The organism is Labrys sp. 22185, assembly GCF_052045555.1.
Taxonomy (GTDB): domain Bacteria; phylum Pseudomonadota; class Alphaproteobacteria; order Rhizobiales; family Labraceae; genus Labrys; species Labrys neptuniae.
Window position 1 is genome coordinate 160,423 of sequence record NZ_JBQEPH010000001.1, and the last position, 13,448, is coordinate 173,870.

At 64.4% G+C, this 13,448-nt stretch carries 13 protein-coding genes; 10 read left to right on the plus strand and 3 right to left on the minus strand.

What is annotated here, in order from left to right:
- The first annotated feature begins 73 nt into the window (after window positions 1-73).
- Both ACTJKX_RS00745 and ACTJKX_RS00750 read left to right on the plus strand, forming a co-directional pair.
- Window positions 74-1,306 carry an MFS transporter gene (locus tag ACTJKX_RS00745; RefSeq protein WP_440724494.1) on the plus strand — a complete coding sequence of 411 codons (1,233 nt, stop codon included), beginning with the start codon at window positions 74-76 and terminating at the stop codon, window positions 1,304-1,306.
- Between the two features lie 18 nt (window positions 1,307-1,324).
- Window positions 1,325-1,579: a caspase family protein gene (locus tag ACTJKX_RS00750; protein WP_440724055.1), complete on the plus strand. Its 255-nt coding sequence runs from the start codon at window positions 1,325-1,327 to the stop codon at window positions 1,577-1,579.
- 40 nt (window positions 1,580-1,619) lie between these two features.
- On the opposite strand, the gene ACTJKX_RS00755 is transcribed toward ACTJKX_RS00750, so the two are convergent.
- On the minus strand, window positions 1,620-2,834 hold the full coding sequence (locus ACTJKX_RS00755) for an N-acetylglucosamine-6-phosphate deacetylase (RefSeq protein ID WP_440724056.1): 1,215 nt from the start codon (window positions 2,832-2,834) through the stop codon (window positions 1,620-1,622).
- A gap of 80 nt (window positions 2,835-2,914) precedes the next feature.
- Between ACTJKX_RS00755 and ACTJKX_RS00760 the strand changes: the two genes are divergently transcribed.
- The gene (locus ACTJKX_RS00760; protein ID WP_440724057.1) at window positions 2,915-3,676 is read left to right on the plus strand and encodes a DeoR/GlpR family DNA-binding transcription regulator; all 762 of its coding nucleotides are present in this window, start codon (window positions 2,915-2,917) and stop codon (window positions 3,674-3,676) included.
- 48 nt (window positions 3,677-3,724) lie between these two features.
- On the opposite strand, the gene ACTJKX_RS00765 is transcribed toward ACTJKX_RS00760, so the two are convergent.
- Together ACTJKX_RS00765 and ACTJKX_RS00770 are read right to left on the minus strand one after the other, a co-directional pair.
- Window positions 3,725-4,093, minus strand: coding sequence for a hypothetical protein (locus tag ACTJKX_RS00765; RefSeq protein WP_440724058.1), 369 nt, complete (start codon window positions 4,091-4,093; stop codon window positions 3,725-3,727).
- Window positions 4,094-4,108: 15 nt separating this feature from the next.
- The gene (locus ACTJKX_RS00770) at window positions 4,109-5,785 is read right to left on the minus strand and encodes an electron transfer flavoprotein-ubiquinone oxidoreductase (protein ID WP_440724059.1); all 1,677 of its coding nucleotides are present in this window, start codon (window positions 5,783-5,785) and stop codon (window positions 4,109-4,111) included.
- 476 nt (window positions 5,786-6,261) lie between these two features.
- Here ACTJKX_RS00770 and ACTJKX_RS00775 point away from each other — a divergent pair, with 476 nt between their 5' ends.
- The 7 genes from ACTJKX_RS00775 (at window position 6,262) to ACTJKX_RS00805 (ending at window position 13,374) form a co-directional block, all read left to right on the plus strand.
- Window positions 6,262-7,278 (plus strand): SPFH domain-containing protein, encoded by a 1,017-nt coding sequence (locus ACTJKX_RS00775; RefSeq protein WP_440724060.1) that lies wholly within the window; start codon window positions 6,262-6,264, stop codon window positions 7,276-7,278.
- 78 nt (window positions 7,279-7,356) lie between these two features.
- Window positions 7,357-8,037, plus strand: coding sequence for a DUF4178 domain-containing protein (locus ACTJKX_RS00780; RefSeq protein WP_367624232.1), 681 nt, complete (start codon window positions 7,357-7,359; stop codon window positions 8,035-8,037).
- Window positions 8,037-9,605, plus strand: a complete 1,569-nt coding sequence (locus ACTJKX_RS00785) for a DUF4178 domain-containing protein (protein WP_440724061.1) — start codon at window positions 8,037-8,039, stop codon at window positions 9,603-9,605. The genes ACTJKX_RS00780 and ACTJKX_RS00785 overlap by 1 nt, the downstream gene beginning before the upstream one ends.
- Window positions 9,602-9,796: a hypothetical protein gene (locus tag ACTJKX_RS00790; protein ID WP_440724062.1), complete on the plus strand. Its 195-nt coding sequence runs from the start codon at window positions 9,602-9,604 to the stop codon at window positions 9,794-9,796. The genes ACTJKX_RS00785 and ACTJKX_RS00790 overlap by 4 nt, the downstream gene beginning before the upstream one ends.
- A 9-nt stretch (window positions 9,797-9,805) precedes the next feature.
- The gene (locus ACTJKX_RS00795; RefSeq protein WP_311933802.1) at window positions 9,806-10,033 is read left to right on the plus strand and encodes a DUF350 domain-containing protein; all 228 of its coding nucleotides are present in this window, start codon (window positions 9,806-9,808) and stop codon (window positions 10,031-10,033) included.
- 137 nt (window positions 10,034-10,170) lie between these two features.
- A complete protein-coding gene (locus tag ACTJKX_RS00800) occupies window positions 10,171-11,679 on the plus strand; it encodes a polyamine aminopropyltransferase (RefSeq protein ID WP_440724063.1) in 1,509 nt (502 codons plus the stop codon).
- Between the two features lie 42 nt (window positions 11,680-11,721).
- Window positions 11,722-13,374, plus strand: a complete 1,653-nt coding sequence (locus tag ACTJKX_RS00805; RefSeq protein ID WP_440724064.1) for an FAD-dependent oxidoreductase — start codon at window positions 11,722-11,724, stop codon at window positions 13,372-13,374.
- Window positions 13,375-13,448: the final 74 nt, after the last annotated feature.

Genomic DNA, 13,448 nt, shown 5'->3' on the forward strand with positions numbered 1-13,448 from the left:
TATCGATCGCTCCTCCCGGAATGGCCCGGGATCGGTGCTTGACAAGCTGACGCTGGGATACGACCCCTTGGTGATGTCCGCTCCCGCCGCCTATGCGCCCCCCGTGCCCCATGTCGCTCGCGGGTCGGCTGCCTACCGTAAGATCAGTCTCGCTCTCTTCCTCGCCGGTTTCGGTACGTTCTCGCTGATCTATTGCGTGCAGCCCTTGCTGCCGTTGCTGGCCGAGGAATTCCATGTCGGTGCGGCGCAGAGTTCGCTCGCTCTCTCGCTGACCACCGGCGCGCTCGCCTTTGCCATCTTTGCGGCCGCCGCTGTTTCGGAGCGATTCGGTCGGCGCGAACTGATGTTCGCTTCAATCGGTCTTGCCAGCCTGCTCAATCTTGCCGTGGCTGTCACACCGGGATGGCATGCCATCCTCGCCTTGCGTGCCGTCGAAGGGTTGGCCATTGGCGGTGTACCGGCCATCGCCATCGCCTATCTGGCCGAGGAGATCGAGCCCAATGGCCTGGGTTTTGCCATGGGGCTCTATATCGCCGGCACGGCGCTCGGCGGTATGGCGGGCCGGGTGCTGACCGGCATCCTCGCTGAATTCCTGACCTGGCGCCTTGCCCTGGCGATCGTCGGTCTCGGTGGCCTCGTCCTGGCCCTCGGCTTCGTCCTGCTCCTGCCGCCCTCGCGGCATTTCACGCCGCGCAAGGGTTTCGATCTTCGCTATCACCTCAGGGCATGGGCTTCGCATTTCGGCCGGGAGAGGCCCGGCGTTGTGCTGGCGAAGCCGCTCTTGTTCGCCATCGCCTTTTGCGGCTTCGGCAGTTTCGTGACCGTCTACAATTATGCCGGCTTCCGACTGATGGCGCCGCCCTTCGACCTCAGCCCGACGCAGACAGGCCTGATCTTCACCGTCTATCTGTTCGGCACCGTCTCTTCCTCGCTCGGCGGCATGGCGGCCGACCGGTTGGGGCGGGCGCCGGTGCTGATCGCCGGTCTCCTGACCATGGCTGCCGGTATCGGCCTCACGCTCTCCTCGAGCCTCGCCGGCATCATCGCTGGCATCGCCGTGCTGACGGCGGGCCAGTTCGCCTGCCATGCGGTGGCGAGCGGCTGGGTCGGCCGGCTGGGCGGTGCGAGCAAAGGCCATGCCGCCTCGCTCTACATGCTCGCTTATTATCTCGGCGCCAGCATCGTGGGCTCGAGCGGCGGCTGGTTCTGGACCGTCGGGGGGTGGCCGGCCGTGGTCGGCTTCACGCTGGTGCTGATCGTACTCGCCATCGCATGCGCGGTGCGGCTGGTGCGCTCTGGAGGTTGATGGGGGACGTCGGGAGCGATGCTGCTGGTCTGTTCGGCCAAGGAGGCTGCGTTGGCCCAGGATTGCGACAGTCAGCACAGCGCCTTTGCCGAAGCCTTTGCCAGGCGGGTGGTGGAACCGGGGCTGGAGATCAACAAGGTGTTCCGCTTCGTGACCAGCGATGTGATGTCACGCACCGCAAACCGGCAGGAGCCCTTCGTCTATGGCTCGCTGCCGCCCGAGGATTTCATCTTCACCAGCGCGCAGAACCCGCCATCATCGGCAACGCCGTGACTCCGCCCGCGGCCTGCTGCAGAGCGAGGGCGGTTGGTGCTCAGGCCGCCTGATCGGGCCTCGCACCGGCGACGGGCAGGGGCTCGCCACCGATGAAGACGCGCTCGACCTCGAAATTCTCATCGAGAACCACGATGTCGGCACGCTTGCCCGGCGTCAGGCTGCCGACCTCGCCGGCAATGCCGGTAAGCTCGGCCGGCGTCAGCGAGGCCATGCGGATGATGGCCGGCAGATCCTGGCCGATGGCCTTCGCCATGGTCTTCACCATCCGGTCCATGCCATGCATCGAGCTCGCCAGGCTGCCATCATCGCCCCGGACGGAATGGCCGTCGCTCCAGACCCAGCAGCCGTCCGCTTGCGATCCGAAGCGGTATTGGCCCGGCGGCATGTCCATGGCGCGGTTCGCATCGGTGACGAGACAGCAGCGCCGAGGCCCGATCAGGCGGAAGGCGAAGCGCAGGAGATCGTCCGAGAGGTGGATGCCGTCGGCGATCACCTCGGTGCTCATCGCCGGGTTGGCGAGGACATACTGCTCCATGCCGGCCTGCATCGGCGTGCCGAAGCGCTTGCGCAGGGAGGCGACCGAGCTCATGGCACACCAGAAATGGTCGACATGGCGCATGCCATGCGTGAAAGCCGCCTCGAGTTCATCCCAGCAGGCGTTGGAATGGCCGCAGGTGATGAAGCAGTCCCGTTCGCGGGCATGATCGAAGAAATCCAGGGCGCCGGGCAATTCGGAGGCGCAGGTGGCGATCTTGATGATTTCTCGGCCGAGGAAATATTCGTATTCCTCCCGCACCGGATCGCGTCGGCCTTCCGGTGCGTGGATGCCGACCTTGTCCGCCGCGAAATAGGGGCCGTAGAAGTGGATGCCGGCGATGCGGGCGCCGTCCGCGGGCGTCCACGAGGCCTGCACGTTTTCGCACGCTTTCACCATCGCATCGAGCTGGGCAAAGGATCCCGTCGTCGTGGTCGGAAAGATCGAGGTCGTGCCGTGCCGGGCATGGGCGATATTGGTCCGCCGCACGGCTTCCACCGTGCCATCCATATAGTCGGCGCCGGCGCCGCCATGCACGTGGATGTCGACGAAACCCGGCGACAGGTAGCGGCCGCTGAAATCGAGCAGTCCTTTGCCTTCATGCTCGCGAGCATGAGGCTCGATCGTGGCGATCCGGCCGTCCACGCAGCGGATGACGGCGTCTTCGTGAATGGCGTCTTCGAGGATGACGTTCCCCTTCAGGAGGAGCTCTTTCATGCTGGATCCATCGGTTGGTGCTGTGATAGGTGTTCATGTATCTACCGATATCGTCATAAACGTGCAATTGAGGAATCGTCATGCCGATCGAATCCACGCCTGACGAACGGCGGGCTTTTGTCCTGTCGCAGCTGGAGGCCAAGGGCAGGCTGTCGACGCAGGAGGTCTCGGCGCATTTCGAGGTATCCGAGGACACCATTCGGCGCGATTTCCGTGACATGGCGGCCGAAGGCCTGATCAAGCGCGTCCACGGCGCTGCCCTGCCGGTCTCGCCGGGAGGCTTGCCCTTCCAGGGGCGCTACAAGATCGCGGCGGCCTTGAAGACGCGCCTGGCCCGGGTGGCGGCTGGGCTCGTGCTGCCGGATCAGGTGGTCCTCATCGACGGCGGCACCACCAATCTCGAAGTGGCCAGGCAGCTGCCGCGCGATCTGAGGGCGACCATCGTCACCAACAGTCCACTGGTGGCGACGGCCACGACCGAGCATCCGCATCTGGAGGTCATCCTGCTCGGCGGCGTCTTCGACAAGCGCAGCCAGATGGTCCTGGGTGCGCGCGTGCTCGACCAGCTTCAGGCGGTGAATGCCGATCTGTGCTTCATCGGCGTGCACGGCATTCATGAGGAGTTCGGGCTGACCACCGCCGGCTATGACGAGGCTGCGATCAAGGCCGCGATGATCAAGGCCACTGCCGAGATCGTCGCGGTGGCGACCCCGGATAAGTTCGGTTCTGCGGCAGCACACCATTTCGCTGCGCTGTCGGCGATCGATACGCTGGTTACCGAAGAGACGCCCCGTACACGCGATTTGCTCGACAAGGCCAGCGTGAAGGCGATCTATGCTTGAGGTAATACAGGGGGCCGGGTCTAAAGACCCGCCCCATTTTTTCCTCCGTCAGGCGGCCTGCTTTTTCGACTGGCGGAAGGCTGCGGCCGCCGCACCCAGGGCACCGATACCGGCACCGATCAGGGCGCAATTGATAAGGATGCCGACGAGATCGCTGCGATTGGCGGACGCAATCGCCTGGGCGGCCTGCTCGGCGCCGGCGCCGCCGATCCTCGTATCCATCATGGCGACCATGCCGGGCTCGTTGCATTTGGGCAGGAGCGTATATTTGGCCTCGTCGCTGTCGCCATAGACCTTCTCGATCGCCTGTTCGCAACGCAGCCTGTCGGCCGGAGAAACCTCGGCCGTGCCGAACTGCAGATAGAGGCCGACGCCCAGGAGAACGAGCCCGAGGCCGGCGTAAAGAAGCGCCTTCACCCGTAGACGCTCCGTTTACATGTTCGGATAGTTCGGGCCGCCGCCGCCCTCCGGCGTCACCCAGTTGATGTTCTGGGCCGGATCCTTGATGTCGCAGGTCTTGCAGTGCACGCAGTTCTGCGCGTTGATCACGAAGCGCGGATCCTTCTTGGCCGCCTCGTCGCCATAGACCACTTCATAGACACCCGCCGGGCAATAGAGCCGGGCCGGTTCGCCATAGAGCGGCAGGTTCTTTTCGATCGGGACCTTGGGATCCTTCAACGTGAGATGGATCGGCTGGTCCTCCTCGTGATTGGTCGAGGACAGGAACACCGAGGAAAGCTTGTCGAAGGAGAGCTTGCCGTCCGGCTTGGGATAGTCGATCGGCTTGCTCTCGGCGATCGGCTTGAGGGTGGCATAGTCGGGCTTGCCATGCTTGAGGGTGCCGAACAGGGAGAAGCCGAGCTTTTCGTTGAGATGCATGTCGATGCCGCCGAGGATCACGCCGGCGAAGGTGCCGAGCTTGGACCATAGCGGCTTGACGTTGCGCACCTTGTAGAGGTCGCGGCCGATCTCGCTGGAGCGCCAGGCGGCCTCATAGGAGGCGGGCTCGTCATGCGAACGGCCCTCGGCCAGCGCCTTGGAGAGGTGCTCGGCCGCCAGCATGCCCGACAGCACGGCATTGTGGCTGCCCTTGATGCGCGGCACGTTGACGAAGCCGGCCGCGCAGCCGATCAGGGCGCCGCCCGGGAAGGAGAGCTTGGGCACCGACTGGTAGCCGCCCTCGGTGATGGCGCGCGCGCCATAGGCGATGCGCTTGCCGCCCTCGAAGGTCGGCGCGATCAGCGGATGGTGCTTGAAGCGCTGGAACTCGTCGAAGGGCGAGAGATAGGGATTGGTGTAGTTGAGGTGGATGACGAAACCCACCACCACCTGGTTGTTTTCAAGGTGATAGAGGAAGGAGCCGCCGCCCGTCTTCGAATCCAGCGGCCAGCCGAAGGAATGCTGCACCCGGCCCGGCACATGCTTGGCCGGATCGATCTGCCAGAGCTCCTTGATGCCGATGCCGTATTTCTGGGGCTCGCGGCCGTCGGCGAGATTGAACTTGGCGATCAGCGTCTTGGTCAGGCTGCCGCGGGCACCCTCGGCGAAGAGGGTGTATTTGCCGTGGAGTTCCATGCCGCGGGTGAAGCCGGATTTGGGCTGGCCGTCGCGGCCGATGCCCATGTCGCCGGTGGCGATGCCCTTCACCGCGCCCTTATCGTCATAGAGCACTTCAGCGGCGGCAAAGCCGGGATAGATCTCGACGCCGAGGGCTTCGGCCTGGGTCGCCAGCCAGCGGCAGACATTGCCGAGCGAGCCGACGAAATTGCCGTGGTTCGACATCAGCTTGGGCATGCCGAAATTGGGCAGGCGCAGGGCGCCGGACGGGCCGAGATAATAGAACTGGTCCTCGGTGACCTCGGTCACCAGCGGGCGATCGTCCGCCTCGCGCCATTCCGGCAGCAGTTTGTCGAGGCCGATCGGATCGATCACCGCGCCGGAGAGGATATGGGCGCCGACCTCCGAGCCCTTCTCCACCACCACCACGCTGGTTTCGGGATTGAGCTGCTTGAGATGGATCGCGGCCGCCAGACCGGCAGGTCCGGCGCCGACCACGACGACATCGTATTCCATCGCCTCGCGGGGGCCGAGATCGGCACTGTCGGTCATCGAGTAGTCTCCGGTGGTTTGAAAGAGCTTGGAGTGATCGTGCTTTTTTCACGTTTTTGGAATGGGTGCAAACAATGCTGCGACGGTTTCCAAAATTAAGTAACCAATTGGTGCGTTAATGTCACGTTCGGCAGGGACACTGGTTCCATTGGCCCGCAGCAAGGTTCGGGATCACGGCATCTTCTCCTGTGGCAGGACTCGACATCCCCGCCAGCATTCTTGGGAGGCCGGCGGGCGGAAACACACGAAAAGACGATATCGATCGCAACGATGCCCTTGATCCGTCGCTGATTGTCATATTCTCCCGCAAAAAGAGGCGGGAGGCCGGCGCCATTCTTCGAGGGGAGCGGGTCCTGCGCATTTCTATATTGATGCGGACTGTAACTGTCCCGTGGGTTACTCTTTCCCATTGCCACGCATGCTAGGTAGGATAGGCTGTCTGCGGCTTGCGATCCGTCGGTATGGAGCATACGGGCATGGGCATTCTCGACTTCATCTCCAAGCAATTTATCGATGTCATCCAGTGGACGGCCGAGGAGCCGGGCCTGCTGGCCTACCGCTTCCCGATGTCCGGCATGGAAATCCAGAACGGTGCCCAGCTCGTGGTGCGCGAGACGCAGAAGGCGGCCTTCTTCAACGAAGGCAAGATCGCCGATATCTTCGGCCCCGGCACCTATACGCTCACCACCCAGACCCTGCCGGTGCTGACCTATCTGAAGAACTGGGACAAGTTCTTCGAATCGCCCTTCAAATCGGATGTCTATTTCTTCGACACCAAGGACCAGATCGATCGCAAATGGGGCACCACCCAGCCCCTCACCATCCGCGACAAGGAATATGGCCCGATCCGCATCCGCGCCTTCGGGAATTATTCCTATGCGATCGGCGATGTCGGCGCGTTCTGGTCGCGGCTGGTCGGTACGGCCGAGCGCTGCACCTCCGAGATGATCGAGGGGCAGCTTCGCGGTGCCGTGCTCACGGCCATCGCCTCGACGCTCGGCCAGAGCAATGTCGCCTTCATCGACATGGCCGCCAACCAGGAGGCTTTCTCCCAGAAGCTGGCGGAAGCCATCCGCCCGGCGCTGCGTGACTATGGCATCGACGTCAAGAGCTTCTACGTCCAGAGCCTGTCGCTGCCGGAGGAACTCCAGCGTATCCTCGACAAGGCCAGTTCCATGAACATGCTGGGCGATCTCAATCGCTACGCCCAGTTCCAGACGGCCGAATCCATCCCGCTTGCCGCCGAGAATCCGGGGGGCCTGGCAGGAGCAGGGGCAGGGCTCGGCGCCGGCATGGCGATCGGCCGGGCCATGGCCCAGGGCTTTGCCAATGCGGCGCCGGCGCAGGCTCCCTCGGCGCCGGCAGCGCCCCCGCAGCCGGCGGAGGATCCGATCCAGCTCCTCGAAAAACTCGGCGGACTACTGGCCAAGGGCATCCTCACCCAGCAGGAATTCGACGCCAAGAAGGCCGAACTGCTATCCCGGATCAAATAGACCGGACTTCGCCCTGCTCGCTGCGAAACTCTGCTTGGCCGAACAGGCCGGTCAATCCCGTGATCCATACGAGGCCCAATGCGTAAATTCGCCTGCCCTTCCTGCGGAGCGGATGTCGTGTTCCGGTCGGCGCAGTCGGTCTATGCCGTCTGTGCCTATTGCCAGTCCATGGTGGTGCGCACCGATGTCGACGTGACCTCGCTCGGGGTGATGGCGGCGCTGCCCGACGATATGAGCCCCCTCCAGCTCGGCACTGGCGGTATGTTCGACGGCCAGTCCTTCACCATCATCGGACGCCTGAAGATCGGCTGGAGCGACGGGTTGTGGAACGAATGGCACATGCTGATGGATGACGGGCGGGAGGGCTGGATCGGCGAGGCGCAGGGGTTCTTCTCGGTGAGCCTGGAGGCAGAGGAGAACTCCTGGGGTGGCGTGCGCGAGGCGCTGGAGCGCTGCCGGCCGCTGCTGGAGGGGAACGAGACCGGTGCCGCCGGCATCAGGCCGGGCTTCTCGGTAACGATAAATGGCGTCCAGCTCAGGGCGGTCGACATCAAGCTGGCGACCTGCCTGGGCTCGGAAGGCGAACTGCCTTTCGCCGCACCCAAAGGGCGGCGTACCGTGTCGATCGATTGCGTCGGTGCCGATGGCGAATTCGCCACGCTCGAACATGACGGCAAGGAGGCAAGTGCCTATCTCGGCCGTTATCTCGAATGGGACGCCTTGCGCTTCTCCAATCTCAGGCCGCTGGAGGGCTGGTGATGGACGAGCCTCTCGCGCCGCCAGCACCATCGCCGGCCGTACCCGCGCCAAGGCCGCCCGGCCGGCCACGAACCTTTGCCTGCCCCAATTGCGGTGGGGCGGTGACCTTGCGCGCCGTCGGCCAGTCGATCAGCGCCACCTGCAGCCAGTGTTCCTCGCTGATCGACGTCGCCGACGAGAATCTGCGCATCATCCAGAAGGCCCAGGCGGCGCTCGAGCCTTCGGAGATTCCCATCGGTTCCCGCGGGCGGCTGCAGGACGTCGAGTGGGAGGTCGTCGGCTATATGCGCCGGAGCGATCGCACGGGATATTACGAATGGATCGAATATCTCTTGTTCAACCCCTATCGGGGCTATCGTTTCCTGGTCCGGGAGCAGGGCCACTGGACGCTGGTGAAGATGCTTACCCGCGACGTGCCGGCCGCGGGCAGCACCATCGACCTTACGGTCGAGGGGCGGCGCTATGCCTTCTTCAGCAAGGGACAGGCGCTCACCAAATATGTCGCCGGCGAATTCTATTGGCGTGCTTCCACGGCGGACGTCACCGAGACGGCTGATTATATCGCCTCGCCTCACCGGCTGATGGTCGAGAGCAATGACGAGGAGATCATCGTCTCCGAAGGCGTCTATCTCGAACCCAGCCTGGTGGCCGAGGCCTTCAAGCTGCCGCTCTCGGACGAGCGCGACGGGCCCGGCGTCAACCAGCCCAACCCGCACCGGCGCTGGCTGAGGGTGCCGCTCGCAGCGCTCGGAGTGGCGACCTTGTTGCAGTTCGGCTCGCTCGCCCTCTCGCCCGGGCGTCAGGTCGCCTCGCAGACCTTCACCCTGACCTCCGCCGACAAGGGTAAGACCTTCGCCTCCGAACCTTTCCGCCTGGACGGCCGGGGTAATGTCGAGTTCGAGACCAGCGCCGAACTGAAAGACGATTGGCTGGAGCTCGACGTCGCCCTGGTCAATGTCGAGACCAACAAGAGCTATCATGCCTCCCAGGGGCTGGAGAACTACAGCAGCGGGCGGGTCACCGAGCGCACCAGCGAATTGCTGTCGCCGGTGCCGGCAGGCACCTACAAGTTGCTGATCGACACCAATGCCGGCCTGTTCACCAAGGTGGCGGAGACCGTGCCGATGGTGGCGCGCGAGGATTACCTGCAGACCTGGTTGCGCAACAATGGCCAGGGCGGCAGTTTCCCCTCCTCGCAGCCCACCATTGCCCCTGCGCCCGCCAATCCTCTACCTTCGGAGACATTCACCGTCACGGTCCGGCACGCCGTGCCGATCTGGTCGAACTATCTCGGTGCCGTCGGCCTCTTGGCTCTCGGCGCCGGCTTCGGCTTCTTCCGCGACCGGCGCTTCGAGCAGTCGCGCTGGGAGCAGGGCGGCATCGATGAGGAAGCGCCATCAGTGTCCGGCAACCTGGCGGCGGGCGGTTTCGTTGCCGCCGCCGGCAGCAGCAGCTCCGATTCCGGGACCGACAATTGGTGGTCGTCGAGCAGTGACGATGACGACGACAGCGGTGGTTCCTCATCGAGCGACGATTCCAGCAGCAGTTCCAGCAGCGAGGACACGTGAGCAGGATTCAGATGATCTTCGCCGGGGCCGTCGTGTTCGGCATGGCTCTCGGCAATTTTGGCGGCTATTCGCTGGCCAATATGTGGCACGGCAAGCAGACCACCAGCCGCGGCATCAGGAGCAGCGACGATGGCGGCTCCTTCGGCGGCGGCAGAAGCTCCGGCGGTGGCGGCTATTCATATCATAAATAGGGGGCTTTCATGGATGTCTCTGGCCTGATCGAACTGAAATATGTGGTGGCCTCGCTGGTCTATTCCGGCATCGGCCTCATCGTCTTCGTCATCGCCTTCTGGCTGCTCGACCTGCTGACCCCGAAGGTGCAGGTGTGGAAGGAATTATGCGAGAAACGTAACACCGCGATGGCGATCTTCCTGGGTGCGGTGGCGCTCGGCATCGCAATCATCATCGCCTCGGCCATCCATGGCTGAGGGCGTCGATTCTCCTGGGACCGCAGACGTCTCGCCTGCTCTTGGAAGCGTCGCGACAGGCCGATAGAAAGAGCAGGCGAGACGCCTGCGGTCCGAGGAAGAAGCAGTCTCAACGCAGATTGATGTAAGGCGCGTACGTGGAAATCCTGCTGCTTTTCTCCGCCTTCGTGATCGCGACCTGCGGGCTGATCTACGAACTGATCGCCGGCACGCTGGCGAGCTATCTCCTCGGCGATTCCGTCACGCAGTTCTCCACCATCATCGGCACCTATCTCTTCGCCATGGGCGTGGGCTCCTGGCTGTCACGCTATCTCGAGCGCGACCTTCTCGGCCATTTCGTCCGCATCGAGCTGCTGGTGGGGGCGGTCGGCGGCAGTTCGGCCGCCGCCCTCTTCATCCTGTTCGACCATGTCGCCTCCTTCCGGCTCTGGCTCTATTCGCTGGTTGGGGTGATCGGCATCCTGGTCGGCATCGAGATCCCGCTGCTGCTGCGCATCCTGGAAGGACGGCTTGCCTTCAAGGACCTGGTCTCCAAGGTCTTCACTTTCGACTATATCGGTGCGCTCTTCGCCTCCCTGCTGTTCCCGCTGGTGCTGGTGCCCTATCTCGGCCTGATCCGCTCGGCCTTCCTGTTCGGCATCCTCAACACGCTGGTGGCGATCTGGGTGCTCTACGCCATCAAGGCGCCCATCCTCCGCCGCGGCGCGCACAAGGCCGCCGCCTTCGTGGTCCTGGCCCTGCTCGGCGCCGGCTTCGTCTGGTCCGAGCGCATCCAGTCGATTGCGGAGGCGAGCGCCTATCCGGGCACGGTTGTTTACGCTGAGTCCACGCCCTATCAGCGTATCGTGGTCACGCGCCAGCAGCGCGACATCCGCCTCTTCCTCAATTCGAACCTGCAATTCTCCTCGCTCGACGAATATCGCTACCACGAGGCCCTGGTGCATCCGGTGATGAGCGCCCTCAAGGCGCCGCGCAAGGTGCTGATCATTGGCGGCGGCGACGGGCTGGCCCTGCGGGAGGTCCTGAAATACCCGGCGGTCGAAGCGGTCACCATGGTCGATCTCGATCCGGCCGTGACGCGCCTGTTCTCGCACAACGAGATGATGACGGGCCTCAATGGCGGCTCGCTGTCCTCGCCCAAGCTGACCCTCATCAACGCCGACGCCTTCCTCTGGCTGCGAGAACGGAAGACGGCCGAGATGCGCTTCGACGCCGTGATCATCGACCTGCCCGATCCGTCCAATTTCTCGATCGGCAAGCTCTATTCGCTCACCTTCTACCGCCTCCTGAAGTCGGCGGTGAACCAGGACGGCCTGGTGGTGATCCAGAGCACCTCGCCTCTGGTCGCGCGTAAATCCTTCTGGTGCGTCAACAACACGCTGGCAGCGGCCGGCTTCCAGACAGCGGCCTATCACCTCTTCGTGCCGTCCTTCGGGGAATGGGGTTTCATCATCGGCTCCTTCTCACCCTATCGCCCGCCGGACCGCCTGCCTGAGGGGCTGCGCTTCCTTGATCTGCCGACCATGCAGGCGATGTTCCAGTTCCCGCCCGACATGGCCCATGTCGCCACCGCCATCCAGCGCCTCGATGACCAGCCGCTGGTGCGCTATTTCGACGAGGAGTGGGGCAATTACCTCATCTATTAGACATTCGGCTTCGATCTTGCCGCCTTCGGGGCGAGCTTCATCATGATCCGGATCAGCCGCAAGCAATTCCTCGCTTTGGGGGCCGCCTCGCTCGGCCTGGCCGGCGCCGGGCTGGTGGGCGGAGACTTGCTGGCGGGCAAGGGGGTGCCGGGCGGCGGCGAGGGCGGTTCCGTGCCCGGGGATCTGGTGGGCGCGTCTTCCCGCATCGGTCACAGGCTGCGGAGCGGCGGCTTCCCGGCGCCGGGAGAGACGCTGAAAACCGGCATCCTCGTCGTCGGTGGCGGCATAGCGGGCCTCGGCGCGGGCTATCGTCTCGCCAAGGCGGGCTATGACGATTTCCTGCTGCTCGACCTCGAGGCTGCTCCCGGCGGCAATGCCGCCAGCGGCCGCAACGAGGTCTGTTCCTTTCCCTGGGGCGCCCACTACGTGCCGCTGCTCACCGAGGAGGCCAGGGCGGTCAGGGCGCTGTTCCAGGATTTCGGCATCATCACCGGCTACGACGCCAAGGGCACGGCCATCTATGACGAATACGCCCTCTGTGCGGATCCTTCGGAGCGGCTCTATCGCTATGGACGCTGGCAGGAAGGCCTGATGCCCGCCATCGGCCTCGATGCCGACGAGGAGGCCGACGGCAAGCGTTTCTTTGCGGCGATGAAGGCGTTTCGCCAGCGCATCGGCAGCGACGGCCGGCGCGCCTTCGCCATTCCGCTCGACCTGAGCTCGCAGGACGCCGATCTGATGGCGCTCGACGGCCTTACCATGGCGGCCTGGATGGAGCGGGAGGGTTATCGCTCGCCGTCCCTGGCCTGGTATGTCGACTATTGCTGCCGCGACGACTACGGCACGCGCTCGCGCGACGTCTCGGCCTGGGCCGGCATCCATTATTTCGCCGCCCGCAATGGCCGCGGCGCCGATGCCGAGGACCAGGGCCTGGTGACCTGGCCGGAGGGCAATGGCTATCTGGCGCGTCGCCTCGCCGATGCGCTCGGCCCGCGCATAAGGACGCGCTCGCTCGCCCATGCCGTCGAAGCGAAAGGCAATGGGGTGGCCGTCGACGTCTGGGACGCGGCTCAAGACAAGGCCTTCCGCATCGTGGCGAAGGCGGCCATCCTGGCGACACCGCACTTCGTCACGGCGCGGCTGCTGCGCGACCAGAACCTTGCCGCCGGTTTCTCCTACGCGCCCTGGGCCGTCGCCAACATCACGCTGAGCCGCCTGCCCGGCGGCACCGGCGCCAATCTGAGCTGGGACAATGTCGTCTTCGACAGCCCCTTGCTCGGCTATGTCGTCGCCACCCACCAGATCACGCAAATGCGCCCGACCAGGACGGTGCTGACCTATTATTGGCCGATCAGCCACCTGCCGCCCGAGGACGCCCGCCGCGAGGCGCTCGCCCGCCCCTTGGAAGAATGGCAGGCGACCTTCCTGAAGGAACTCCTGGCCGTGCATCCCGAGCTCGAAGGCCATGTCGAGCGGGCCGATGTCTGGGTCTGGGGCCATGCCATGATCCGGCCAGTGCCGGGTTTCATCTGGGGTGGGCAGCGGCGGGCCGGACTGCAGCAGCGGCCGCCCATCTTCACCGCCCATTCCGACATGAGCGGCGTTTCCATCTTCGAGGAAGCCTATACGCATGGCGTGCGTGCGGCGGAGAAGGCCATGGCCTATAGTGGCCATCCCTTCGAAACGGTGCTGTGATGGCGCTACTCTCCACAACACAAATCCAAAGTTGTCATCCCGTGCGCGCCGCAATGCGAAGCATTGCTGCGCAG